Consider the following 25,034-nt stretch of genomic DNA (forward strand, 5'->3'; position numbering starts at 1 on the left):
CCGGCCCTCCTCAACGGCGCCGCCGCGCCCCGACCGCACCGACGGCGCCGTGCCGGGTTCCGCTCGACATGACACCCACACGTGGACACCCGATGCGTGGCCCTGCTTACCGTGGACCCATGACGGCACCGCTGGACGTACTGGTGGTCGGCGCGGGACCGACAGGCCTCGCGCTCGCCGCGCAACTGCGTGCCTACGGGACCGGGTTCCGTATCGTCGACCGCTCCCTGGACCGTGTGCGCGAGTCCCGGGCACTCGGCATCCAGCCCCGCACCCTGGAGGCACTGGCGGGCTTCGGCGTGACCGATGCGCTGGTGGCCCGTGGCAACCCCGCGATGCGGCTGCACCTGCACCTGACCCGGCGCACCGTGTCGCTCCCGCTCTTCGACATCGGGCTGCCCGACACCCCGTACCCCTTCCTGCTGTTCCTCGCGCAGGCCGAGACGGAGAACGTCCTCGGTGAGCACCTGGCCGCGCGGGACGTGACGGTCGAACGCGGCACCGAGCTGATCGGGCTGGAGCAGCAGGGCCCGCACGTCGTCTGCCGGCTGCGCGGCCGCGACGGCACGGAAGAGACCGTGACGGCGCGCTACGTCGTCGGCTGCGACGGCGCCCACAGCACCGTGCGCGACCGGGCGGGCATCGACTTCGAGGGCTACGCCTATCCGCACACCTATCTGCTCGCCGACCTGGACGTCGACGGGCTGGAGCCGGGCGCCGTGCACTCGTTCATGACCGGGGGCGGGATGCTGTTCTTCTTCCCGCTCGGTTCTCCGGCACCCTGGCGGTTGCTCGCCGTGCGGCCGTCCGACGCGCCGGACGGCAAGGTGACGCTGCCGCTTCTGCAAGGGATCGCCGACCGGTACGGCGCGCAGGACCTGGTCCTGCGGGATCCGGTCTGGATGACCGACTTCCGGCTCCACAACCGCGGTGCCGCCCGCTACCGGTCCGGGTCCTGCTTCCTGGCCGGCGACGCGGCCCACATCCACAGCCCGGCCGGGGCGCAGGGCATGAACACCGGCATCCAGGACGCCCTCAACCTGGGCTGGAAGCTCGCCCTGGTGTGCCGGGGCGCCGCACCCCGGGAACTGCTGGAGACGTACGGGACCGAACGTGCCCCGGTCGGCCGCGAGGTACGGCGCTTCACCGACCGTGCCTTCACCATCGGCACCAGCCCGCATCCCGTTCTGCGGTTCGCGCGCTCCCAACTCGTCCCGCGCCTGGCCCCGTTGGTGATGCGGGCGAGGGCGCCGCGCGCGTGGGTCTTCCGCACCGCCTCCGAACTCGGCATCCACTACCGCCGCAGCCCCGCCTCGACCACGGGCCCGCGACCGCCCCGCCACGGCCCGCGCGCCGGCGACCGGCTGCCCGACCGCCCGCAGGGCCTCCAGGCCCGGACCGCCGCCCCCGGCTGGCATCTGCTCCTGACCGGACCCCCGCACCTGTGGCCGGACCAGCGGCTCGCCCCGGTTCTGGCCGGCCGGGAGGACCTGATCACCGTGCACCGCCTCGGCGAACGAAGTCCCTGGCCGGGCGTCGCCCAGGCACTCGTACGGCCCGACGGCCACCTCGGCTACGTCGCGAGCGGTACCGAGCCGGAGGGGCTGCGGGACTACGTCGCCCGCTGGCTGCCGACCGACCCCGCGTGACGCACGGACACACGGGTGAACGGCTCGGGGCGTTGATCCGTACCCCTCTTCGTGCCGTCACACCGAGGAAGCAGAGGAAGCAGCTTCGTGCAGTCACAGCGAGGAAGCATCGGCCGCTTCGCCACGGCCGGCAGTCTGGTGCTCCTGCTCCTGTCCACCGCGTGCGGCGCCGGTGGGGACAAGGGGGCCAAGTCGAAGAGCAGCCCGACGAGCGTCGCGGCCACCGTGGCCGGTGTCGTGGCCCCGGCGAAAATCGAGGTGATCGCCGACCTGACGGGCTGCAAGGTCAAGATCCGGACCGAGGCGGACGAACTGCGCGAGGGCGTCTGCCGGACGGACCAGGGCGACTACCTCATCACGACGTTCCCCGCGGAGAAGTACAAGCTGACCTGGCTGGACGCGGCCGCGGTGTACGGCGGCAAGTACCTGGTCGGCACCCGCTGGGTGGTCAGCGCGAAACCGAAGGTGTTGGAGCGGCTCCGTCCCCGACTGGGCGGAAACATCCAGCAGTTGCAGGGTGTGGGCCCGGCCCCGACCGCGTCGTGACAGCCCGCCCGATACGGGCGGGGGAGTGCGGGGAGCGCCTCATTCGGCCGTGTCGCTGATCCCCAGACGCAGATGCTCCACGTGGTACACGGCCTGGTCGAGCAGCTCGGCGACATGGTGGTCGTGCAGCGCGTACACGACCGACCGGCCGCGCCGCTCACCGACCACCAGGCCGAGATTGCGCAGCAGCCGCAGCTGATGCGAGCAGGCGGACTGCTCCATGCCCACCTCCGCCGCCAACTCCGTGGCCGGCAGCGGCCCCTCGCGCAGACGCGCCAGGATCAGCAGGCGGGAGGGGGTGGACAGGGCCTGGAGGGTGGTGGCCACCTTGGCCACGTTGGCCGCGTCCAGGCGTACGCGCTCGGCGGCGTCCTGCGCGGCGGTGACGGCTCCATGACCCATGAGGGGCATCCTACCCACCACACCAGAACGCATGAATGATTATTCATGTGCTGGAGGTGGTCTGGGCGCCGGGACGCCGGGGCGATCCGGCGGTTCCCAGGACAGCCGAGGTTGATGTCGGATTCTCGCCAGCTCTCGTCGTTCCCCGTGGCCGATGCTGGACGTATGCAGAAGGGGATGCACACCGACACGGAGCGCTGCGTGCGCGCCGTCCAGTCCAAGGACGCCCGCTTCGACGGCTGGTTCTTCACGGCGGTCGTGACGACCGGGATCTACTGCCGGCCCAGCTGCCCGGTGGTCCCGCCCAAGCCGGAGAACATGCGGTTCTTCCCGAGCGCGGCCGCCTGCCAGCAGGCCGGGTTCCGGGCCTGCAAGCGCTGCCGCCCGGACACCAGCCCCGGTTCCCCGGAGTGGAACCAGCGCGCCGACCTCGTGGCCCGCGCGATGCGGCTGATCTCCGACGGAGTCGTGGACCGCGAGGGCGTGCCCGGCCTGGCCGCACGGCTCGGCTACAGCACCCGGCAGATCGAACGCCAGCTCCTCGCCGAACTCGGCGCCGGCCCGCTCGCCCTGGCCCGCGCCCAGCGCGCCCAGGCCGCCCGCCTGCTCATCGAGACGACGCCGCTGCCCATGGCGGACATCGCCTTCGCGGCCGGCTTCGCCTCCATCCGCACCTTCAACGACACCGTCCGCGAGGTCTTCGCCCTCGCCCCGACCGACCTGCGCGCCCGCGCACCCCGCAGCACCCCGGGGAACACCCCGGGCGCCCTGACGCTGCGCCTGCCGTTCCGTGCCCCGCTCAACCCCGACAACCTCTTCGGCCACCTCGCGGCGACCGCCGTACCGGGAGTCGAGGAGTGGCGGGACGGCGCGTACCGGCGCACGCTCAGGCTGCCGTACGGCCACGGCATCGTGGCCCTGACCCCGCGGCCCGACCACATCGCCTGTCGCCTCACCCTGAGCGACCTGCGCGATCTGACCGTCGCGATCAGCCGGTGCCGCCGGATGCTCGATCTGGACGCCGATCCGGTGGCGATCGACGACCAGTTGCGCACGGATCCGCTCCTGGCACCCCTGGTGGACAAGGCGCCCGGCCGCCGTGTGCCACGCACGTCCGACGAGGCGGAGTTCGCCGTACGGGCCGTCCTCGGCCAGCAGGTCTCCACGGCGGCCGCCCGCACCCACGCGGCCCGTCTCGTCACCGCCCACGGCGAGCCGGTCGACGACCCCGAGGGCGGCCTCACCCACCTCTTCCCGACCTCCGAGGCGCTGGCGGCGCTGGACCCGGAGTCACTGGCGATGCCCCGCACCCGCCGCACGACCTTCACCACACTGGTACGCCAACTCGCCGACGGCGAGGTGCGGCTGGGCCCGGACAGCGACTGGCCGGAGACCCGGGCCAGGCTCCTGGCCCTGCCCGGCTTCGGCCCCTGGACGGTCGACGTCATCGCGATGCGCGCCCTCGGCGACCCCGACGCCTTCCTCCCCACCGACCTCGGAATCCGCCGTGCCGCCAAGGAGTTGGGCCTGCCGTCCACTCCGGCGGCGCTCACGGCCCGGGCGGCGGCCTGGCGCCCCTGGCGGGCGTACGCCGTCCAGTACCTGTGGGCGACGGACAGCCACCCGATCAACTTCCTCCCCGTGTAAGGAAAGCCAGTGAAACAGCACACCGTGACCGACAGCCCGTACGGCCCGCTCACCCTCGTCGCCGAGGACGGCGTCCTGTGCGGCCTCTACATGACCGACCAACGCCACCGCCCACCCGAGGAGAGCTTCGGCGAGCGCGACGAGACGCCGTTCGGCGTGGCGATCGACCAGCTTGAGGCCTATTTCGCGGGTGAGTTGAAGGAGTTCACCCTCGAACTACGGCTGAACGGAACCGAGTTCCAGCGCCGCGTCTGGGACCAGCTGCGCCGGATCCCCTACGGCGAGACCCGCTCGTACGGCGACCTCGCCGACGCCCTCGGCAACGCCGGAGCCTCCCGCGCGGTCGGCCTCGCCAACGGCAAGAACCCGATCGGCATCATCGTCCCCTGCCACCGCGTCGTCGGCGCGAACGGCAGCCTCACCGGATACGGAGGCGGCCTGGACCGCAAGAAGCGGCTGCTGGACTTCGAGGGCGCAGCGGCGCTGTTCTGAGCCGGTCCGAAAGGGGGGCGCCGTTCTCAAGTGGTCCGGAAGGCGCCGCTCTCAAGCGGTCCTGAACGCGCCGTTCTCAAGCGCCCCGGCTCAGCCGGCCGCCCGCTCCGCCGCACCGCGCTCCACACAGAACTCGTTGCCCTCCGGATCGGCGAGGACCGCCCAGCCCGTGCCGTCCGGGTTGCGGCGGTCGTCGACGAGCGTGGCACCGAGAGCGAGAACCCGCTCGACCTCCTCGTCCCGGGTGCGATCGTCCGGCTGAAGGTCCAGGTGCACCCGGTTCTTGACGGACTTGGGCTCCGGGACGGTGACGAACAGCAGCCCCGCCTCCTCGATCAGCACGTCCTCGTCCCCCGGCTTGTTGTCCTCGTGCACGGGCAGGCCCAGCACCTGGGACCAGAAGCCGGCGAGGCCGTAGGCGTCGGCGGTGTCGATCGTCACATGGCGGATCTTCGATGTCATGACACGGATTCTGTTGTACGCCCCGAGCCCGCGCAGCGCCTTTTCAGCCCTGACCTGTATGGCGTATCGCGGTCTCCCGCCCGAGTGACCCCGGTGGCGCGAGCCGCTGGATCCCTGGTGTCTGGACGAAGGGGGAGAAGGCAGAAGGCGGGAGACCATGGAGCGGAAGCACGAGCGCCTCGCGACACCCCGGGCCGCCGGGGTGGCCGGGGTCGTGTTCGCGATCCTGATGGCCGTGGCCATCGTCCTGGTGCGCACCGCTCTGCCGGACGGGGCCGACGGGGACGAGGTCACACTCGACGCCGCGCAGCGCGGCGCCGTACGGACGGCGCTGGAGTTGCTCCCGTTCGCCGGGATCGCCTTCCTGTGGTTCATGGGCGCCCTGCGTGAGCAGGCCCGCGAGGGCGAGGACCGGTTCGTCTCCACCGTGTTCCTGGGCAGCGGCCTGGTCTTCGTCGCCACCCTGTTCGGCGCGGCCGCGGCGGCCGGGACCGTACTCGACGAGAGTCAGCAGGGGTCTCCCTTCGGGCGCGACTTCGCCTACACCCTGCTCACGACGTACGCGATGCGGATGGCGGCGGTGTTCGTCATCACGACCTCGACCATCGGCCGCCGACTCGGCGCCCTCCCGCGCCCGCTGGTCGTCGTGGGCTACCTGGCGGGCCTGACCCTGCTCGTGGTGGGAGCGGACGTGCCCTGGTCCGAACTGGTCTTCCCGGCCTGGGCGCTGGTCGTCAGCCTGGACATCCTGTGGGGTCGGCGGACCGCGGGGCCCCGGCCCACCGCCCCGAGCTGAGCCGGACGCATCCGCTCACCCGGACGGTCCGCTTCTCGTCGCCGCCTCCGCTGCGGCCACCGAGGCTGGTCGCGGGGGGTGTGACCGCGCCATTGGAGAGGACCGATGCCTTGGTAAGGATCGCCGTCGATCTGAACCGCTGTCAGGGGTACGCGCAGTGCGCGTTCCTCGCCCCCGAGATCTTCGCCATGCACGGCGAGGAGGCGCTGCTGTACAACCCGGACGCCGACGAGGCACAGCGCGAGAAGCTGGCACAGGCCGCCGCGGCCTGCCCCGTCCAGGCCATCCTGGTCGACGCGGTGGACGCACCCGCCGAGGCGGTGTCCGGTGCCCGGTGACGGATCCCTGGAACAGCTCAGGCGCGAGGGCCGCATCGTCGTCGTCGGCGCCTCGCTCGCGGGCCTGCGGGCCGCGGAAACCCTGCGTGAGAAGGGCTTCGCGGGCACCCTGACGATGATCGGCGACGAGCCCCACGAGCCGTACGACAGGCCCCCGCTGTCCAAGCAGGTGCTGCTGGGCAAGGCGGCCGCCGACCGCACCGCGCTGCCCAGGAGCCGAGCCGTCGACGCGACCTGGCGGCTCGGCGTCCCGGCCACCGGGCTGGACATGGCCGCCAGGCGGGTGCGGCTCGCCGACGGCGACGAGGTGCCGTACGACCGGCTGCTGATCGCCACCGGCGTACGGGCGAGGCCATGGCCGCGTGAGGCCGAGGCGGAACTCGACGGCGTCTTCGTGCTGCGGACCCGGGAGGACAGCGCCGCACTCGCGCGACGGCTGGCGGCGGGACCCAAGCGGGTCCTCGTCATCGGGGCCGGGTTCACCGGCTCGGAGATCGCCTCGGCCTGCCGCGAACGCGGCCTCCCGGTCACCGTCGCCGAACGCGGTGCGGCGCCCCTGGTGGGCGCGCTCGGCGGGGTGGTCGGCGCGGTCGCCGCCGAGATGCAGCGCGAGCACGGCGTGGACCTGCGGTGCGGGGTCATGGTGACCGCTCTGGAGGGCGACGCCTCGGGGCGGGTGCGCGCCGCGCATCTGTCCGACGGCTCCACCGTGGAGACCGACGTGGTGATCGTCTCACTCGGCGCCTTCCGCAACACCGAATGGCTCGCCGGGTCCGGCCTCGGGGCGGGCCCCCGCGGCATCGCCTGCGACGCAGGCTGCCGTGCCTTCGACATCCGCGGAATCGTCACCGACGACATCTACGCGGCGGGCGACGTCGCCCGCTGCCCGCACCCCCTCTTCGGCTACCAGTTCCTGTCCCTGGAGCACTGGGGCAACGCCGTCACCCAAGCCGGGGTCGCGGCGCACAACATGCTCAGCGAGAGCACCGACCGCATCCCCCACATGGAGGTGCCGGCCTTCTGGTCCTCGCAGTTCGGGGTCAACATCAAGTCGGTCGGGGTGCCGTCGATGGGCACCGAGATCCTCATCTCGCAAGGCTCGCTCAAGGACCACCGGTTCACCGGCGTGTACGGGTACCAAGGGCGCGTCATCGGCGCTGTCTCCTTCGACCACGCCCGGTGGCTGCCGTTCTACCAGGAGCTGATCGAGACGACCGCGCCGTTCCCGCCGCCGTTCACCACGGTCGACCGGCGCCCGGACGGACAGCGGCCGCTCGACGCGGACTTCCCCGACCCGTCGGTCCCCACCCACGGGCCCACCGTGACCCTCAGCGGATACTCGCCGGCCGACCGCCGGATGACGTTCACCCCGGCGCACTGACTCGCACGGCCACGAGGACCCTAGGACCCGCCATGACCCAATCCCTGCTGCACCAGATCCTGGACTACACCAACCGCGCCAACCCCTACCCGATCTACGAGGAGCTGCGGAAGACGCCGGTGCACCACGAAGGTGACGGGCCGTACGTCATCAGCACCTACCACGAGATCCGCAGCCTCCTGCACGATCCCCGGATCAGCTCCGACGCCCGCAACCTCGCCTCGCAGGCCACCGACCCACTGCCTGAGACGTCCCAGGAGGAGGGCGCCCTGCCGCCGGGCTTCCTGAAGCTCGACCCGCCGGAACACGACCGGCTGCGCCGCATGACGAACCGGCCCTTCGGCCCGCCGCACTCCCCCCACCGGGTCGACGGAATGCGCGGGGAGCTCCACGACATCGTCACCGGCCTCATCGACGGCATCGGCGACCCCGGCCGGATCGACCTGGTGGAGCAGTTCTCCTACCCCTTCCCGGTGACGGTGATCTGCCGGCTGCTCGGCGTGCCGCGCGAGGACGAGGCACGCTTCCACACCTGGGCCGACACCCTCGCCGCGAGCCTGGACCCCGACCCGGACGCCGATCCCGCCGAGCGGGGCAAGGGCGCCCACGACGCCCGTATGCAGCTGGGCATGTACCTGGCCGGCCTGATCGAGGAACGCCGCAAGAACCCCGGCGACGACATGCTCTCCCAGCTGGCGACGGCCAAGGGCGAGGACGGCCCCATGACCACCATGGAACTCCTCAGCACCGCCGCCCTGCTGCTGATCGCGGGGCACGAGACCACCGTCAACCTCATCACCAACGGAATGCTGACCCTGCTGCGCCATCCCGACGTCCTCCAGCGCCTGCGCGAGGATCCGCGGCTGGCCGTGCCCCTCGTCGAGGAACTGCTGCGCTTCGAGCCGCCGGTGCAACTGGTGCCGCAGCGCACCACCCTCGCCGACATCGAGGTCCGCGGAGTCACCATCCCCAAGGGCGCCTCCCTCTGGCTGGTCCTGGCCTCCGGCAACCGCGACCCCCAGCGCTTCGACGACCCGAACCGCTTCGACCCCGACCGCCCGGACATCCAGCACCTCGGCCTCGGCAGCGGCATCCACAGCTGCTTCGGCGCACCCCTCGCCCGACTGGAAACCCAGCTCGCCCTCTCGGAGCTGGCCCGAAGGCTGGAAAACCCACGCCTGCTGGAGGACCCGCCCCCCTACCGACAGAACGCCGTGCTGCGCGGCCCGCGGCATCTGCACATCACCTGCGACGGGATCCGTCCGCGGTAGTGCTTCGTTCAGCCGTGCCTCGTCGGGAACAACGCTTCAGATCAGGCTCACCAGATGGTGGGGCGGTGTGGACGCGGCCGTTGGTGGGCATCCCGTGTGCATCAACATCCGTGTGGTTGCGCGGTGTTGATCCGCTGCGCGATGCTTTTCCGGCTGCCGTGGCGACCCGGGGCGGTGCGAGCGAGGGGGGCAACCATCCATGCGGGTGAGAGTTGTTGTGCGTTGGCTCGGGGTCAACACCGAGGCGGTGCTGGCGCTCGTGACGGCGGCGATCGTCGGCGTGCTCGGCCTGTCTGGTGCCGTGCCCACCTCCATCGTCAACAGCGCCATCCTCGTCACTCTGGCCGCGTTGGCGCTCTCCGTGCTGCGCGACCGATGGAATGCCGAGACCGAACCCAACGCACGGGTGACCCTGCTCGCCGCCCACCAGTCGCTGGAGCTGCTGCCGACCCACATCGAGCGGATCAGCGTCATCGAGAAGACTCTTTCCGAGCGCCGAGCGGCCCTCGACGAAGGGTCCACCATCACGGTGTTGCGCGGGAACGACATCACGGAGTCCTTGACGGAGGCGCGAAGCGAGGCCAAGGAGTGGATCTTCCGTGGCGGCACCGCGACGTTCGTACGGGCTGTCGTCCTCCCCGAGTGCGTACAGCGCGCCCGCAGCAACCACCGTCCGTTACGCGTCCGCATGGAGATCCTCGATCCCGGGAACGTCGCGCTCTGCGAGCGCTACGCCAATTTCTTCCGGCACGGCGTCGAGGACCCCAACGAGGATGAGCAGACCTGGACCGCCAAAGGGACCCAGGTTGAGCTGTTCGCCACCATCGTCGCCTCGTGCTGGTGGAAGCAGCGCTACCCACCGCTGGAGATCGCGGTCGCGCTTTCGCCGACCATGACCCTCTTCCGCTGGGACATGACGCAGAACCGCCTGTTCATCACCGAGCGCGGCCCGCGCTTCCCGGCACTGATGATCACCGAGGGGCGCTTCTACTACGACTACTGGCGCAGCGAACTGCTGGAACACTTCAACCAGGCACGCGAGTTGCAACTCCGCAAGGCGTGCCCCCTCAGCGCGCAGCCGACCGGTGACGAGGTGCGGGAACTGTTCTCCCGGCTACAGTTGGAGCTTCCAGACGACTTCACCGACGACGACGTGCAACTCATCATCAGACAAGCTGTCAATGCCGAGAACCCCTACACCTGAAGACGTCATCATCGCAGCTCTGCGCGACGGCGACACGGCGACCGTCGAAGAGTGGGCGTGGCGGGCCCTGCATGCGCTCGTCCCCGGCCGGTCCGCCGCCCCTGCCGTGCGGCATCCGCTGGAGTTCACCTGCCTGCCGCTGTACCGGCACGACGACAGCGGTCTGTGCCTGCACGTATGGACAGAGGACGACGAGGCGGTCTCGCCGGTCGTCCACGCACACAGCTGGGACCTGTGGAGCTATGTCCTGTGCGGCACCGTCTTCAACCAGGTCGTCACCGTGCGCGACTGCGCCGAGCGCCCCGAGCACCGGCTATACGAGGCGAGGAGTGTGTGGGGCGTCGACGAAATGCGTGCGACGGAGCGCCTCGTCGGGTGCACACCCCAGGTCCCTCAGGAGATTCCCGTCGGCCACATCTACCGGCTCCCCTCAGGGGTCTTCCACCGCAGCGGCCATCGTGGCCTCAGCGCCACGATCGTGCTCGGCGAGCACCACGCGGACCGCAAGAACCTCGTCCTCGGCCCCCTGGATGTAGCCCCTCCGCCTGACCTGCCGCGCGTCGCCTGCCCCCCGCACGAGGTCCGCGACCTGGTACAGCGCGTTCTGGGCCTTCGGAGTTGAGCGGCACGGCGGCCTCTGCGGCGTTCCGTGCCGCCTGCCGTGTCCGTCGGATGCTTCCCTCGCTGTGTCGTGAGCTCCCAGCCTGTCTCCGTGTCGAGCCTGCCCAGCAGCTTCGGCAGGGGGGCGCCGATGGGCTCCCGAAGGACTTCCTCGGCGCGGTCGCCGTACGGCGTTGGCTGGCTCCCGTGCTGTTGCCAGCTGGTCTGTCTCTCAGGGGGGTGACTTTTGCGGCCATGCGGCAACTCATGGGCGACCACAACCGGCAAGTTGTGACGGCGAGTTGACTTGGCTAGCCTGAGATGGGGTGCTGTGCCGCACATGAGCCGAGCACCCAACGGCACTCAGGGGGGTGGATGCTGAACTTCCTTAAGCAGCATGCGTCGGTGATCGTCATTACGCTGCTGGGTGCGACACTGGCGGCAATCGGCTTCTACACGCAATTTGCGGCAGGGGACAAGCCGAGCAGCCATCGCGATTACATGATGTGGGCAGGTACCCTTTCGCAAGTCGGAGTGGTGCTTCTTGGTGCAATCCAGGTGATCCGAGTAGAGCGAAAGAGTAGTCGCATTCAGGCGCTTTCTGTGGACTATCAAACGCGATTGAATGAGACGCTCGACATCGCGCTAAAGCCGCTTACTCAAGCCTTGGCTGACCTGTCGGAAGAGCCTACTGTCGCCGATAAGAGATATCACCTTGGTAATGTTGAAGGTACGGCACTGACCGTTGCGGCATCTCTAATGACGCGACAGAATGTCCCGATAACAACTAAAGGTGCGCGAGCTTCGCTCTACTTGCTCGATAGTGCTGGCGGGCAATTGGAGCTGAAGGGCTCTCGCGGGCGGGCGGTAGGGCCGAGGGTGCGCTTCGATTTGTCCACACCTGACGGTCTCTATATGAAGAAGACGTTGGACGATGGCGTCCCCGTCCTGATTGACGGGATCACTACCACGAAGCGTTTCCCTGCAAGTGATCCACTTAAGGATTATGACGCGGTAATCGTCGTGCGAGTTCAAGCTGATGGAGCATCGGGCAGGACAACAGGTGTCCTGTGTGTGGATGCACCGGAGGCTGGAGACTTGAATGAAACTCACAGGGCCTTCACTCAAGTGCTAGCCAATGTGTTGGGGGTGGCGTATGCGCAGGTCTAATCTGAATCCTGACGACCCCGAGGTGGATTACGTCATAGCCGAAATGAGGCTGCAGGCTCATCGTGTGGCCGAGCAAGAGGTTGCGAACCGAATTGCTCGAGGTGATGAACCGGTCTGGGATCGTCTGGGGTACGTCGCAATGATTATCGTTGGACTGGCGATAACTGTGTTGCTCGGGCTCGCTGGAGCTGTTTGGATCAGTGTCCTCGCAGGGATTTCCGCCTCAGCCAGTGGGTTCCTCTTGCGGCAGTCGTTGAAGGCCGAAAGGCGCGATGGGACTGGGTTCACGGCAGCCTAGTACTGCAGCCGCAGTTGCTGTGGCCGGTGGGCCCGACGCTCATTGAGCCGGGCACGGGCGGGGAAGTGCAGGGCTGGCCGGCGGGGCTGGAGGTGCTGCAGGACCGGATCGGTCAGCTGCAGCGGAAGAACGGCTGGACGCTGGCCGAGCAGGCCAGCGAGCGGTGTCCGGACGGCATGCAGCGGTTGTTGAACCCAGGCCGACTGGGACGCGGACGCGGTCCGTGACGAGGTCCGGTCCTTCGTGGTGGAGCATCTCGCCGCGGACGACGGCGTGTTGATCGTGGACGAGACCGGGTTCGTGAAGAAGGGCGTGCGGTCGGCCGGGGTGCAGCGGCAGTGCACCGGCACTACCGGGAAGAACGACAACTGCCAGCTCGGGGTGTTCCTCGCCTACGCTTCCGTCGCGGGCCGCGCGCTGATCGACCGCGAGCTGTACCTGCCCACCTCATGGACGGAGATGCCGAGCGCCGGGCGGACGCGCGGATCGGCCAGGATGTCGCGTTCGCCACCAAGCCCGTCCTGGCCGAGGCGATGCTGCAGCGGGCAATGGTGGCCGGGGTGCCGTTTCGCTGGGTGTGCGGGGACGAGGTCTACGGCGACAACCCCGCCCTCAGGTCCTGGCTGACCGGCCAACAGCTGGCGTATGTGCTGGCCATCGGCTATGAACACCGGCTCGGGCCGCGTGGGCAGAACGCCCGCACCCTGGCGGCGATCCTGCCCGAGGACGTCTGGGAGATCCACTCAGCCAGCGACGGCGCCCACGGGCTGCGCGAGTACGCCTGGACCTAGTTCTCGCTACCGGACCGAGAGGCCGCCGACGGCTTCTCCACCGTGCTGCTGATCCGCCGCCACCCAACCACCGGAGAGCGGGCGTACAACCTGGTGCACGCGTCGCTGGGGACGCCGCCAGCGGAGATCGTGCGAGCCGCCGGTGCCAACTAAGCGATCGAGGAATGCTTCCAGGCCGCCAAGAACGAGGTCGGACTGGACCACTACCAGGCACGCCAGTACCGGGCCTGGTACCGGCACATCACCCTGGCCCTAGTGGCCGCCGTCCACCTGACCGCGCTACAGGTCAGCACCGGCGAAAAGGGGGAAGCAACCGCGACTTGATCCGACTGGGCGTGAACGAAATCAGACGCCTGCTGGCCAAGGTCGTCCACACCGTCCGACATGAGGCCGGACACATCCTGCACTGGTCACGCTGGCGACGCCGGCACCAGCACCGAGCCCGCCTCAGCCACTACCGCCGCCGCGGCCACCGACCCCCATAACTGCGGCTGCAGTATTTTAGGCCTCAGGATCTCTCGCCCATGGCAGCTCCCGCCCGAAGCCGCTCCACGCCAACTGCGCGTTACGGTGCAGTTCACACGTGGTAGGGAGCGGACAGGGGTGATCATGAACGACGAGACGATCAAGGTAGGCGACATCTTGCGTGTCAGCTGTACCTTCGCCCCCACACGGGTGGTCAAGGTCTCAGACTGGGACGTGTCCATCGTCTGGCCATGGGAGCAGATCGATCCTGACTCTGAAATCCAGTGGAACGGACAGTACGCCATCCCGCGCAGGCAAGGCTCCTTCGAGTCTCGGATGAGCCTCTTCCAGACCGATCCTGCCCCCTGGACGCTATCTACGGGCGACAACTGCGGCGTGGGTATTCCCGAGCAGTTGGTACGGGTGATCGACATCGGGTATTGCGATCCGCCTCAAGACGTTGGGTGGCTGCCGCGTCCGCACACGATGTTGATCGTGCTACCCGTCGATTACGAGGATCCCCATGGTCTCGCTGAGGGCGACACAATCTCAATGCCATCCGTGGCGCCGGTCACGTTCGAGCTTGTGTAGCAGCGACTTGCTCCAGCGGGTGAACAGGTTGCCCGATCGGTCGGGTAGTCATGGATCACAGCAACTGCGGCTGTGGTACTAGAAGCTCCGGCGACGAAGGGATAGAGATCTTTAAAGTGGCCGTCATTGGTTGCTCTGGCTGCTCAGTGTGCGCAGTAGTACGGGTAGTGCGTCCCCGATTGGCTCCCGCATCACTTCGTTGGCGCGGTCGTCGTACGGCGTGGGTTCGGCGGTGACGATGATCAGCCGTGCCCCGTGGTCGGCGGCGACGCCCGCGAGCCCCGCCGTCGGCTGGACCTGCAGACTGCTGCCGACGGCGATGAACTTCCTGGCACGCCTTCGTGATGGCGACCGCCTCACCGAGGACGACCGGATTGAGCCGCTCGCCGAACATCACGGTCGCCGACTTCGGGATCCCGCCGCACTCCACCGGCCTCGACCCGCGCGAGGGCGTCCTCCATGGGCCCGCGCGCATGGCACTTGGTGCACACGACACTGCGTGCGCTGCCGTGCAGTTCGAGGCCTTTGCGGGCGGGCATCCCGGCGAGTTGGTGCAGCCCGTCGACGTTCTGCGTGATGGCCCTGACCGGCACGCCGGACTTCTCCAGCTCGGCCACGGCCCGATGCGCCGCGTTGGGCTCGGCCCATAGCGTCCGGTTCTTGCGCCGCATCTGCCACGAGCGCCGCCGGATCTCCGGGTCGCCCATGTAGTACTCGTACGTCACGAGCTTCTGCGCCTCCGGATCGCGCCGCCACAGTCCGTTCGCGGCAGATGTAACACGGCCTTCGCGCACAGATGTGGCCACCGCTAGCTTTGATCCCTAGAACCGATGTCCCGCTACTATGAGAGCCAACGACATGAGGGGAGGCGCCGTGAGTTACTACACCAACTCAACAGCGCTGTCGCCTTGGTGTCGATCGGACGTGTGCACAGAGGCAGCAGGTGTCGTGCATCTCGGACACGGGGCTGTGTTTTCCCCAGCCAACCTGTGTCTCCTCGCTGAGGCATACAAAGGAATGGCGGAGTTCTTGAGATGGTCCGCCCTCTCTATCGCGCGCCGCGTTCCCGACCTGACGCTCCGGCCTTTGCGGTTCAGCCTTGTTATGCCGCCCGGTGGCGCGGTCTCTCGCCGCTCCACAGCGGTTCGAGCTGCTTCGGCCCTGCATGAACTGACGCACGCTGAGGCTGCGTTTGACAACGCCACCATCGCAGATGGTGGGGTATACAAGATCTATACGGGCACGGGGTCTGGGAAGAGTTACGCGTTCCTACAGCTGATGGGGCGTCTGGTACGCACAGGTCTCTGGCGTCCTTCGTATGAAGCTCTGGATGCCGAACGCAGCCTGCCGACCTACTTTCTTGGGACAGGACTCTCGTGCGGGCGCTCTCCGCTCGACTTTCTGATTGGGCACTTCCGAGAAGTCCTGGGACTCAATCGGGCAAGTAGCCGAAACCTACGTGCCGTGCTCCTCTTGCTCGTTGGCCTGCATTGTCTTGTCCTCGCTTGGCATCGTGACAGGCTTGATGCCGTCGGCTCCAAGGGACGGGTCTACCTTCGCACAGCTCTGACGGGAGCGAGTACGCGTAACGCTCCACCGTTGGATGATGCCGCGCGGAGGTCCGGGACGACCGGGACCCGGAACCTGCCGCCTATGCAACTCGCAGCGTGATCACGAATTCCCAGCTGCGCCCGGTCCGCAGCTGAGGGAATCGTTCGGTGCAGCGGGAACCATATGTTAAGGCGCTCTTCCTTTTGATCGCCGCCCTGACCTCCTTGCTCGTGGCACTCGTGGCAGGCTTCCTATCCTGGGCGTCAGGCAGCGATCCGGCGGGCGCGTTTCTGCACGGGGGAGGAGCTTTCATCCTTTGGATGACCTTGTGCGTGGCGATCCTCTCGGCGCTGCGACTGCTTGAGTAATCGATGGCCGTGCGCGGGAGCGGTGGCTGCTGGCCTGGAAGCCACCAGTCGTTCGGCAGCGCTGTCCTGGCCTGCGTGCTATCCAAGGCGAACTAGTCGCATTCCGCACGGAGTCGGTGCAGCAGTTCGGGAAGGGCTGTTCCGATGGGTTCCCGTACGACGTCGTGGGCCTGGTCGTCGTACGGCGTGGGCTCGGCGTTGACGATGATCAGCCGTGCCCCGTGGTCGGCGGCGACACCGGCGAGTCCGGCGGCGGGCTGCACCTGGAGGCTGCTGCCGACCGCGATGAACACCTCGCAGGCCTTGGTGATGGACACGGCCTCGCCGAGCACGACGGGGTCGAGCCGCTCGCCGAACATCACGGTCGCGGACTTTAGGATCCCGCCGCACTCCAGGCACGGCGGGTCGTCTTCGCCGGCCTCGACCCGTGCGAGGGCGTCCTCCATGGGCCCGCGCGCATGGCACTTGGTACACACGACACTGCGTGCGCTGCCGTGCAGTTCTAGGACTTTGCGGGCGGGCATCCCGGCCAGCTGGTGCAGCCCGTCCACGTTCTGGGTGATCACCCGGACGGGCACCCCGGACCGCTCCAGCTCGGTCACGGCCCGGTGCGCGGCGTTCGGCTCCGCCCGGAGCGTCCGGTTCTTCAGCCGCATCCGCCAGGACCGCCGCCGGATCTCCGGGTCGCCCATGTAGTACTCGTACGTGACGAGCTTCTCCGCCTCCGGATCCCGCCGCCACAGCCCGTTGGGCCCGCGATAATCGGGAATCCCGGAATCAGTGGAGATGCCTGCACCACTGAGGATGGCGACGAGTGGCTTGCTCATGGGCCGAGAGTAGGACGTTAGCTCGCTTGTGGCGAATGGGTTTCACGGTGCAGCAGGGTGCAGGTGTTCTGCTCTGGCTGCGGCCCGCTCCCTCCTTGCCGTATCAGGCAATCGGCACCTTCGGTACTCGATGCTCATCGACTGGCAATGCTCACCGGTGGGCGGCCAGCAGAGTCAGTGGACGGAACGCCCTGGTCGCAAGGCATCGGCAGATGTAACCCCGCTCGGGCGCCTCCTCCGGCGGTAGTCATGCAAGGCAATCGCTATGTCGTTGAGAGTGTCGGCGCAGGAGTGCGAAGTATTCGAGCATGCTTTCCATGAATGTCTCAGTCGTGTGAATTTGCCTCGTTCTTCGTTTAGGAATCGCTGACAGGCTGGATACTCCGCAGTGGCTCTGGCCGAGGGGGTCTCATGCCGGACTTGCGTGGGCTGTTAATCCACTCAAGGGAGGATGTGCTGATGTCGAATAATGATTCGAATAATCCGGGTGTAAGTGTGGGGAGTGGGAATACCTTTTCGGGTAGCGGCAACAGTTTCAATGTGACGCATACCGACAAGTCGAAACATTTCACCGATAGGTCTAAGCGGACCACGAACAACTGGCTTCGCCTCGCTCTCCCGGCGGCTGTCGTGGTTGCGCTAGTCGGCCTCATCCCCCTGCTTGGTCAATTCTTCGGTGAGGGATCTAATGAGTCTCAGACCGGTGCGTCGAGGTTGGCGGGGAATTGGGTAACATTGAGCGGTGATGTGAAGACCTTTAGCGAGGATGGCAACTGCTCGGGATTCTATTATTCCCAGGGTAGGCCCCTTGATATCGGCGGACCTATGCGCTGCGTGATCTCCAGCAAGGCAAACGGTGACGGCCGCTATTCTCTCACGGTTACTCAAGAGCCGAACCAGGGCTCGTACGAGGTTCAGTTTGACAGTGATGATCAGGCTTCTGTCTACTCGTCCAGCGGTCAACGTCTCTACGAGATCAGTCGCCGTTAAGACGTCGTCTCATTTGGAGGTATGCCGAGAGCGGATGACGCCGACGATTTCCCGATAGCACGGTTGTTTATGGGAAACGACGGTGAGCGCTGGTCATACCGAGTCAGGTGCGTAGCTGGACGAGTTCGTCTGCGCGACGGTGGTCCTTCGGGCGACCGAGAGCCCGCCGCATGCGGATCAGGTCGTCGAGTGCGGCGTAGCGGATGGTGAATCCTGCGGGGTCACGAGTGGTCTCCGCCGAGTTCAGGCAGGGGGTGACATCCATGGCACCCCAGCGCAGCTCGGGAGTGCACAGGTCTCCGCTGGCACCGGTGACCCGGTACCCCACCTGTGAGCAGTCGAGATCGGGCAGGTCGGTGCAGCCGCACCGGGCCAGGGCGTCACGCAAGGCGTGCGCCTCGTCAGGGGTGCCGTCCCAGAGCAGGTCGAGGTCCCCGGTCAGTTCGGTGGATCCGTGCATGATGCCGGCGACCTGACCGATGACTACCGCGCGTGAGCCGGCGTCGTGGATTGCTTGGAGGAAGGGGAAGGGATCGAAGCCGAGTGCCCCGTCGGTGGCAAAGGTGCCCAGTAGATCGTCGGCTTCCTCTGGGCGCCGCCCGATGGGGAGACGTTCTCGTGTCGCGTCTTCGGTCCGGGCGATGGCCTGGCGCAGGCGCAGGGCAGCTGTCTGGCTCATGGGCCCATCCAACACGGCCGAACCCGCCGGTGATCTGAAGTGGTCCGGCCTGGTCACTCTGGTCAACTGGGCGGCCACTTTTACCACGAGGCTCGCCTACCGGGTCGCCTCAACGATGGTGCGGCGATAGCAGATGAGGGTGCTGGCGATACCGACGAAGGCGAGGAAGTGTTCAGCCTTGCGCTCGTAGCGGCGGTGCAGGCGGCGGCAGCCGTTCAGCCAGGACATTGTCCGCTCGACCACCCAGCGGTGCCGTCTCAAGCGGCCGGACGATTCGATGCCGCGGCGGGCAATGCGCGGCACGATCTGTCGACGGCGCAACCATCCTCGCGGGTGGTCAAAGTCGTAACCCTTGTCAGCGTGGAGCTTGCCCGGACGGCGACGCCGGGGCCCATAGCGGGAACGGATCGGCGGGATACCGCGCATCAGAGGGACAATAGCCTGGCTGTCGTCAAGGTTGGCGCCGGAGACGCCCACGGAAATAGGCAACCCGCTGCGGTCACAGATGACGTGAATCTTCGAACCCAACTTCCCTCGATCGGTAGGATTCGGTCCGGTCAAGGGCCCCCTTTGACCGCGCGGACACTGACCGAGTCGACCGCGCAGTGCGACCAGTCCAGCGCGCCGGCCGCGCCGAGCCGGTCCAGCACCACTCGGTGCAACTTCGCCCACACCCGGGCCCGCGACCATTCCGTGAATCGCCGGTGCACCGTCTGCCAGGAGGCGCCGAAGGCCGACGGTAGCTGACGCCAAGTACAGCCTGAGGTAGCGACGAAGACGATCGCGGCCAGGACCGCACGGTCATCACATCGCCGCCGGCCTCCACCCTGGGCGCGTACCGGCGGTTCCAAGGCCACGTCCTGGAAGATCTCCCACAGCCCGTCCGGCACCAGCCGCTCAACTATGTCCATGCCCTGAGTAACGAGCTACCGCCAATCAAGACGACGTCTAAGCCTTGGGTGCCTTCTGAAGATCCAGTGTGGCCTCACGCCGTCGGGGCTTCTGCGCGCTCAAAACGGAAGCTCGGAATCAGTCGCTCCTTGCTTGATTTTCATGATTCGTTCGTGGAGGTCGCGTGTGGCAGTTTCGCGTGGACAGCGCGAGCGTAGTTCCTTGTCCAACTCGTCGGCGACTAAAAGCAGGGATGGGAGGGACTTTCGGTCGGCTTCGAGGGCTCTGGTACCGATGCCGATGGCTTCCTCTATTTCTCCCGTGCGGGCGGCTGCGACTCCGAGGGTCAGACGGGCTGCTGCTGCGCGCATGGGGGAGATCTCTGTACCGTGTGGGCCGGTGCTGATGCGGATTACTGAGCGGGCGTGGGCGGCGGCGAGTTCGTCGTCTCCGAGGAGACGATAGGCGTCCATCTCGTAGAAGCCCCACTTGTTCGGGTCAATGAGCTTCTTCAGCGTTGCAACTCCAGTGTGAGGACGGCCTTGGCGATTGACGTCATGCGGTTGGGGCTGCAGCGGGACCTGCGGAAGATCCGCCAGGACTTCAGGCGGGCGACTCCGCGTTCGACGGGTGCGCGCGCTGCGGCCAGGGCACGGTTGCGAGTCTTCTCGGTGGGAGTCAGTTTCTTCAGGGGCCTGCGTTTGATGCCTCAGATCCGGATGATCCGGTGGGTGCGGGCAGCGGTCAGGTCGTGGGTGCGGCCCGGCAGGGCGGGCGAGAGCCACAACAGCCGGCCGCCGGGATCGGTGACGACCTGCACGTTCACGCCGTGGCGCCGGTGTTTGTGGGAGTAGTCGGCCCGGCCGTCGCCGACCCGGTCGCACTCGGCGAGAGTGCCGTCGAGCAGGACGAAGTCGGGATCATGCTCGCGCAGCGTCTTCAGCAGACCCGGTGCACGGGCGGCGAGGAGGTCGACGACTGCGCTGGTGTAGGCATGCACGGTGGACTCGCTGATCCCGAACCCGGCAGCGATCTTCGCCAGAGTGATGTGCTCGCGCAGGTACACCAGTGCCACCATCGCTCGCTGGGACGGACGGAGCTTGCAGCGCCGGTCGCCCTCACGGGTGACGATCAACATGGTGACCCACTCCACGAGTGCATGCGGCAGGTCAAGTGCGGCAGGATGGACGACCAACGAGGCCCCCGAGCAACGTGATTGAGACGTCAGACATCTCGATCAACAGCCCGGGGGCCTCGCTCGTTGCGCTGCACGGGCCGTCACCCGATCGGTGGCCACATCGAAGAAGCTCAGTGGTTGTAGCCTCGGGCAGGGTGCTACCACCTGTGACTAGATCTTGCTCTGCACCCAAAGGGCGCTCTGCCTCATACCCCATGGACAGATCATCCCCGAGTGACCCGGAACTGATCCGTCAGGCACCGTTAACGGGAGGGAATGGGTCGCCGACATGGGGCGCCACGACGACGATGCCGCCGGTCTCGTGGACGAGACCGACGACATCAAGGAGGTGGTCCGGCGAGCTCGGCAGTGCTGCTCTCAGCAGTGCCGCAGACCGCGCGCGCTCGGATCGGCGTCGAACGAGGACGGTGTGTTGACCCAGTCCGCCGGGACGTAGCCCCACCCGTCGTAGCCAGGAGCGGTCCAGTCACCCTTGGTGTGGTACCAGGTGGTGTTGCCGCCGCCGTGCAGTCCACCATAGGTCCAGCAGTCGAACCAGCTGAAGGTGGAATAGAGCTGCCCCGTTATGTTCGCTTCGTGATAGGCGCCCGAGCGCAGAATGGCGGGGGCTCCGTTCCCGCACCACAGCCGGCCGTCGCTCGCCCGAACTCCGCACTCGGCGCTGGCAGCGGCACTGGCCGAAGGGGCGGCGATCACACCGCCCGCCGTCAGGGCGAGGGCTGCCATCCAGAGGGAGAGATACTTCCTGGTCCTGGTCATCCACTGTCCTTTTCTCACTGGTTTTCGAGTTCGACCGAAAGGTGCCGGGTGCCTGCCCGGCTCTTCCCGCAGGCCCTTCGCAGCACCGTGATGCACTGCTCAGCACTGCGCGACGCCGGGCAGTTGGTTGTCCGGACTGCTTATGTAGATGTTGCTGACATAGCCCCCGTACGGAGGCAGGTAGGCCCACCACTCGTTGGTGTAGGGCGGGACCGAGACGGTCTCCCCTCACGTCTGGCAGCCGACCAGCACCTCGACCCCGGCGGGGAGCTGGAGGAGCGGGTCGTGGGTGGTGTTGGGCTCGGGGCGGACGTTGACACCGGAGCTCCAGGTGCCGAACCACGTGCCCGCCGGTCGTACGCCACCGGGAACGTTCAGCGAACGGGTCAGCCTGCCCAGGTCGGTGTAACCCCGAGCAACGTGATTGAGACGTCAGACATCTCGATCAACAACCCGGGGGCTTCGCTCGTTGCGCTTCACGGACCGTCACCCGGTCGGTGGCCACATCGAAGAAACTCAGTGGTCCTTGGGACTGGACCTGCTCCGGCTTGCCGGCGATGGGTGTCGGCGCACTGTTGACGCGGAGCAGAGAGGTGGTTGGTCTACCACCAAGAGGTGCACTGGATGCCGCTGTTGCTGCCCTGGCTCAGCAGCCGCGCGCAGACGCGGAAGGCCCGGCTCGACGAGCTGCTGGTCGGGTAGGCCGGCGTCGTCATCCTCTTGCCGCCCGTCATCGTGTCGAAAGAACCGCACTGGATCCAGGTCTGCCTGTTGTCGTTGCTGACGTCCATCCAGACCTGTGCCAGGACCCCGGAGCCCCAGTTGCTGCCCGATCCGGTGGTCAAGACGCCCCACGCGGCCTGTCGGCCTCCGACGTTGCCGGCCTGCATCGCGTACGAGGCGACAGCGTGGGGAAAGTCAATCACCATCGCACCCGCACCCCCCACACCCCGGCCACTGAGACTGTCCGGGATGTCGGTGAAACCATTCACACCTCCCTCGCAGTCCGACCGTGCTGCCTGAGCCGCGCCGGCGGATCCGGCCACCACGCCTGCCGCCAACATGATCGCGGCTGCTCCTACGCTGAAGATCCGTCGGATGCTGTGCATGTTTTCTCCCTGGGTCCAGGTGCTGAGGGCTTCCGCAGAGGGGCGCTGTGCCGTGGCGCCCGTGCTGTGACCTGACCGAAGCGCTAACGGCCCCCGCTTCAGCCGCCGTAGCGGTGCAGGGGACGCCCAGCCGGCGCCTCGAACTGTAGGGGCGGACCCGGGACGTTGTGACCCTGACAGATGTCAGGGTCACGATCAGCTGCTGGCGCGCGCCATGGTCCCGCCAGGCCGCCTGGCCTGGGTCACTTAAGGGCTGATCAACTGGCTGCACGTGCCGCTGCCCTGTACCCGAACGGCAGGATCGGCGAGAAGCTGCTCTGAACTTTGACCCGGCCGGATCTCCTCGCGCCAGCGGCAGTCTCATCGTCCTCCAGGTCGCCCGCCTGAAGTCCTGGCGGATCTTCCGCAGGTCCCGCTGCAGCCCCAACCGCATGACGTCAATCGCCAAGGCCGTCCTCACACTGGAGTTGCAACGCTGAAGAAGCTCAATGATGAAGTGGTGTTCGGGGTGGTCCGGGTGGGGTAGCGAGGTCGAGCCTCGCGCGTCCGGCCCAGGGAGTCACGGACCAGGCGGGCGTCTCCCATGCCGGCGGCAGCGCGGGCCTTGTGGGCGTAGAGCTGTACGCCGACGGAGTGTGTCTGCTCGGCGACGTGTCCGGCCTCGACTGCTTCGAGCATGTCCGTCCATCGGCTCTGGGTGAGAGCGAACCATGCTTCGATCTCCCATGTCCACGCCATGATCTCGCCGTGGCCGGCCTCTTGGCCGATGCGGAGTGCGGCGGCCTTGCTAACGGGGGTGCGCGCACCTGTGACTGGGTGCTGTAGGTAACCCAACGGGCCAAGTGTGCACGCCCATCGACTACCCGACAGACGCCCCGACAGACGCAGCTCCCGGCGTGCCGGAACCGGCCGGTGTCCAGGTAGCGTCCGTTCCATGGCCGCCCTCGATGCACTCGTCCGCCTCTGCCCGCCGCCCGTCAATCCGCCACCCGCGGTGGACTGGGCGCAAGCCGAGCGCGCTCTCGGTCTGGCTCTGCCCGCCGACTACAAGCGGCTCGTCGAGACATACGGCGACGGCATCTTCGACGAGACGATCTGGCTGCTCGTCCCCGACTCCGCCTACGACGACTGCGACCTGCACGCGCAGATGACGGAACGGCACGAGATCCTGGCCGACCTGTGGGAGTTCGAGGACAAGCCCGCCGACCTGCAGGAGGATGGGGCGAGGGTCGTGCCCTGGGCATTTGAGGAGGGCACGGGAGCGTTCCTGTACTGGCTGGCGCGGCCCGGTCAGCACCCCGACGACTGGACCGTGCTCTACAACGAGGGGCGCGGCCCCCTATGGGAGCACCACGACATGGGTTGCCTCGGCTTCCTACTGGCGGTGCTCACCGGAACGGCAGAAACGGAGTACTTCGGGTACCTCTACGAAGTGCTGAAGCCGACGGAGCACCGCTTCGCTACGGCCGACCAGACCCTTGGAAAGACCGGCCCGCCGTCGTACGGGTCACCACCCCCGCCCCCTGGTCCAGCAGCGGAATGAGCAGCTCGGACCAGCCGTAGCGGTTCGCCGGGCTCGGGGTTTCGGCCCATCGCTGCCGTGTGTGCACGTGACTTGTTGGCCACGGTCACCAACAAGCGCGCGACCGTCCGGCCGTTGTCGGTGAGGAGATCGAGCGTGCCGGTGATGTTGTTGCTGGTGCGTGGAGAGACATCGGCCCCGCGACTCTCGACGAACCGGCGAACGTCCTTCTCCTGCTCTTCCCGGCTCTTGACGCCCTGCCCCGTGGTCGGACGCTACTTCGCGCCGCCGCCGGCGGGCTGGTCCGGGCCCCACCCTCAGCAGTCGTTGCCATGGTGCCGAGGGCAGGTCGGCGGCTGGGGCGGCGGCGAACGGACAGCCGACCGGGTCAGCCCACCGGGTGACCGTTCTCCAGCTCCACCGTGCCCGTGCCGTCCGCCAGCACGTCCAGCGCGGCCAGGACCCGGCGGCCCAGGGTGTCGGGGAGGTATTCCGGGACGTCCCGCGGTTCCACGAGTCGCCAGGACAGCAGCTCCTCCTCCTGCAACCGGATCGCCTTGAGGTCGTCTTCGCCGAGGACTCCGCCGTCGTAGAGGTACGCCACCAGCGGCGGGCGTCCCGCACCGTGCGCCCAGTCCACCGCGAGGAGTCGGCCCAGCTCCCGGTCCAGGCCGATCTCCTCGGCCGTCTCGCGGCGCGCGCCCTGGCGGGGCGTCTCGCCCCCGTCGGACTCGATCGTGCCGCCCGGAAGCGCCCAGCCCTCACGGTAGTTGGGCTCCACGAGCAGGACTCGGCCCCCGGCGTCGCGGAAGAGGGCGGCGGCACCGGCGAGAACGCGGGGGAGGGAGGCGATGTACGCGGCGAAGTCTGGCGTCGTCGTCATTGAGGAAGACTAACCAGCCTGCGCAACCACACCTCCGACGGCCGACCCGCTCGGGGAAGCACAGGCCCCGCTCGGAGAAGCTGATTCGTGCTCGGGGACGGCGTACGCGCCGCGCGGAGGAGCCCCCCGCTCGGAGGGCCGCCCCCGCTCGGGG

At 67.8% G+C, this 25,034-nt stretch carries 23 protein-coding genes and 5 pseudogenes; 15 read left to right on the top strand and 13 right to left on the bottom strand.

Translation table 11 applies throughout. From position 1 onward, the window contains the following. The first annotated feature begins 119 nt into the window (after positions 1–119). On the top strand, positions 120–1,649 hold the full coding sequence (locus EJ357_RS38480; RefSeq protein ID WP_126396274.1) for an FAD-dependent monooxygenase: 1,530 nt from the start codon (positions 120–122) through the stop codon (positions 1,647–1,649). Positions 1,650–1,736: 87 nt separating this feature from the next. Continuing rightward, positions 1,737–2,195, top strand: coding sequence for a hypothetical protein (locus EJ357_RS38485; RefSeq protein WP_228472740.1), 459 nt, complete (start codon positions 1,737–1,739; stop codon positions 2,193–2,195). A 39-nt stretch (positions 2,196–2,234) separates the two neighbouring features. On the opposite strand, the gene EJ357_RS38490 is transcribed toward EJ357_RS38485, so the two are convergent. Next, complete coding sequence (locus tag EJ357_RS38490; protein ID WP_126396275.1) at positions 2,235–2,597, bottom strand: ArsR/SmtB family transcription factor; 363 nt, start codon at positions 2,595–2,597, stop codon at positions 2,235–2,237. Between the two features lie 177 nt (positions 2,598–2,774). On the opposite strand from EJ357_RS38490, the gene EJ357_RS38495 reads away from it, so the two are divergent. Further along, positions 2,775–4,244 (top strand): AlkA N-terminal domain-containing protein, encoded by a 1,470-nt coding sequence (locus EJ357_RS38495; protein ID WP_126400569.1) that lies wholly within the window; start codon positions 2,775–2,777, stop codon positions 4,242–4,244. 9 nt (positions 4,245–4,253) lie between these two features. Next, the gene (locus EJ357_RS38500) at positions 4,254–4,736 is read left to right on the top strand and encodes a methylated-DNA--[protein]-cysteine S-methyltransferase (protein WP_126396276.1); all 483 of its coding nucleotides are present in this window, start codon (positions 4,254–4,256) and stop codon (positions 4,734–4,736) included. A gap of 90 nt (positions 4,737–4,826) precedes the next feature. Here EJ357_RS38500 and EJ357_RS38505 read toward each other — a convergent pair whose 3' ends face one another. Beyond that, positions 4,827–5,198, bottom strand: coding sequence for a VOC family protein (locus EJ357_RS38505; RefSeq protein WP_126396277.1), 372 nt, complete (start codon positions 5,196–5,198; stop codon positions 4,827–4,829). 157 nt (positions 5,199–5,355) lie between these two features. On the opposite strand from EJ357_RS38505, the gene EJ357_RS38510 reads away from it, so the two are divergent. The 9 genes and pseudogenes from EJ357_RS38510 (at position 5,356) to EJ357_RS38555 (ending at position 14,103) form a co-directional block, all read left to right on the top strand. Then, complete coding sequence (locus EJ357_RS38510) at positions 5,356–5,994, top strand: hypothetical protein (protein WP_126396278.1); 639 nt, start codon at positions 5,356–5,358, stop codon at positions 5,992–5,994. 110 nt (positions 5,995–6,104) lie between these two features. After that, entirely contained in the window at positions 6,105–6,332 is a 228-nt protein-coding gene (locus EJ357_RS38515; protein WP_126396279.1) for a ferredoxin, read from the top strand. Then, the gene (locus EJ357_RS38520; protein ID WP_126396280.1) at positions 6,322–7,713 is read left to right on the top strand and encodes an NAD(P)/FAD-dependent oxidoreductase; all 1,392 of its coding nucleotides are present in this window, start codon (positions 6,322–6,324) and stop codon (positions 7,711–7,713) included. Before EJ357_RS38515 ends, EJ357_RS38520 begins: the two co-directional genes overlap by 11 nt. Positions 7,714–7,745: 32 nt before the next feature. Then, positions 7,746–8,984 (top strand): cytochrome P450, encoded by a 1,239-nt coding sequence (locus EJ357_RS38525; RefSeq protein WP_126396281.1) that lies wholly within the window; start codon positions 7,746–7,748, stop codon positions 8,982–8,984. Positions 8,985–9,189: 205 nt separating this feature from the next. Then, entirely contained in the window at positions 9,190–10,188 is a 999-nt protein-coding gene (locus EJ357_RS38530) for a hypothetical protein (RefSeq protein WP_126396282.1), read from the top strand. Beyond that, entirely contained in the window at positions 10,166–10,810 is a 645-nt protein-coding gene (locus EJ357_RS48620) for a hypothetical protein (RefSeq protein WP_175647672.1), read from the top strand. Before EJ357_RS38530 ends, EJ357_RS48620 begins: the two co-directional genes overlap by 23 nt. A 353-nt stretch (positions 10,811–11,163) precedes the next feature. Continuing rightward, on the top strand, positions 11,164–11,958 hold the full coding sequence (locus EJ357_RS38540) for a GAF domain-containing protein (RefSeq protein ID WP_126396283.1): 795 nt from the start codon (positions 11,164–11,166) through the stop codon (positions 11,956–11,958). Positions 11,959–12,321: 363 nt separating this feature from the next. Further along, positions 12,322–13,532: pseudogene (locus tag EJ357_RS50855) on the top strand (IS701 family transposase). Between the two features lie 124 nt (positions 13,533–13,656). Then, positions 13,657–14,103: a hypothetical protein gene (locus EJ357_RS38555; RefSeq protein ID WP_126396285.1), complete on the top strand. Its 447-nt coding sequence runs from the start codon at positions 13,657–13,659 to the stop codon at positions 14,101–14,103. Between the two features lie 123 nt (positions 14,104–14,226). Here EJ357_RS38555 and EJ357_RS38560 read toward each other — a convergent pair. From EJ357_RS38560 to EJ357_RS38610, 9 genes and pseudogenes are all read right to left on the bottom strand, one after another. Then, a pseudogene (locus EJ357_RS38560) lies at positions 14,227–14,867 on the bottom strand (SIR2 family NAD-dependent protein deacylase); the annotation flags it as partial. Positions 14,868–16,114: 1,247 nt separating this feature from the next. Next, positions 16,115–16,849, bottom strand: a complete 735-nt coding sequence (locus EJ357_RS38570) for an SIR2 family NAD-dependent protein deacylase (protein ID WP_126396287.1) — start codon at positions 16,847–16,849, stop codon at positions 16,115–16,117. A 1,093-nt stretch (positions 16,850–17,942) separates the two neighbouring features. Beyond that, positions 17,943–18,518: a hypothetical protein gene (locus EJ357_RS38575; RefSeq protein ID WP_126396288.1), complete on the bottom strand. Its 576-nt coding sequence runs from the start codon at positions 18,516–18,518 to the stop codon at positions 17,943–17,945. 96 nt (positions 18,519–18,614) lie between these two features. Next, positions 18,615–19,423, bottom strand: a protein-coding gene (locus EJ357_RS38580; protein WP_407698536.1) for an IS5 family transposase whose coding sequence is annotated in 2 segments (ribosomal slippage) — positions 18,615–19,078 and positions 19,078–19,423 — 810 coding nt in all. Because the reading frame shifts where the segments join, the coding sequence is not laid out codon by codon here. 105 nt (positions 19,424–19,528) lie between these two features. Then, positions 19,529–19,882, bottom strand: coding sequence for a hypothetical protein (locus EJ357_RS38585; RefSeq protein WP_228472741.1), 354 nt, complete (start codon positions 19,880–19,882; stop codon positions 19,529–19,531). Between the two features lie 38 nt (positions 19,883–19,920). Further along, a pseudogene (locus tag EJ357_RS38590) lies at positions 19,921–20,604 on the bottom strand (transposase family protein). Positions 20,605–20,964: 360 nt separating this feature from the next. Next, positions 20,965–21,366 (bottom strand): hypothetical protein, encoded by a 402-nt coding sequence (locus tag EJ357_RS38600; RefSeq protein ID WP_225890818.1) that lies wholly within the window; start codon positions 21,364–21,366, stop codon positions 20,965–20,967. A 99-nt stretch (positions 21,367–21,465) separates the two neighbouring features. After that, positions 21,466–21,780, bottom strand: a pseudogene (locus tag EJ357_RS49765) (hypothetical protein); the annotation flags it as partial. A 188-nt stretch (positions 21,781–21,968) separates the two neighbouring features. Continuing rightward, positions 21,969–22,295, bottom strand: a complete 327-nt coding sequence (locus tag EJ357_RS38610) for a hypothetical protein (RefSeq protein WP_126396291.1) — start codon at positions 22,293–22,295, stop codon at positions 21,969–21,971. Positions 22,296–22,849: 554 nt separating this feature from the next. On the opposite strand from EJ357_RS38610, the pseudogene EJ357_RS38615 reads away from it, so the two are divergent. Further along, positions 22,850–22,954: pseudogene (locus EJ357_RS38615) on the top strand (IS5/IS1182 family transposase); the annotation flags it as partial. On the opposite strand, the gene EJ357_RS38620 reads toward EJ357_RS38615, so the two are convergent. Next, positions 22,932–23,213: a hypothetical protein gene (locus EJ357_RS38620; RefSeq protein ID WP_228472742.1), complete on the bottom strand. Its 282-nt coding sequence runs from the start codon at positions 23,211–23,213 to the stop codon at positions 22,932–22,934. The pseudogene EJ357_RS38615 and the gene EJ357_RS38620 overlap by 23 nt on opposite strands. A 196-nt stretch (positions 23,214–23,409) precedes the next feature. Between EJ357_RS38620 and EJ357_RS38625 the strand changes: the two genes are divergently transcribed. After that, the gene (locus EJ357_RS38625; RefSeq protein ID WP_228472743.1) at positions 23,410–24,018 is read left to right on the top strand and encodes an SMI1/KNR4 family protein; all 609 of its coding nucleotides are present in this window, start codon (positions 23,410–23,412) and stop codon (positions 24,016–24,018) included. Between the two features lie 367 nt (positions 24,019–24,385). Here the strand turns inward: EJ357_RS38625 and EJ357_RS38630 are convergent, their stop codons facing one another. Continuing rightward, positions 24,386–24,880 (bottom strand): NUDIX domain-containing protein, encoded by a 495-nt coding sequence (locus EJ357_RS38630; protein ID WP_126396292.1) that lies wholly within the window; start codon positions 24,878–24,880, stop codon positions 24,386–24,388. Between the last annotated feature and the right edge of the window lie 154 nt (positions 24,881–25,034).

This window comes from Streptomyces cyaneochromogenes, from assembly GCF_003963535.1.
Classification (GTDB): Bacteria; Actinomycetota; Actinomycetes; order Streptomycetales; family Streptomycetaceae; genus Streptomyces; species Streptomyces shaanxiensis.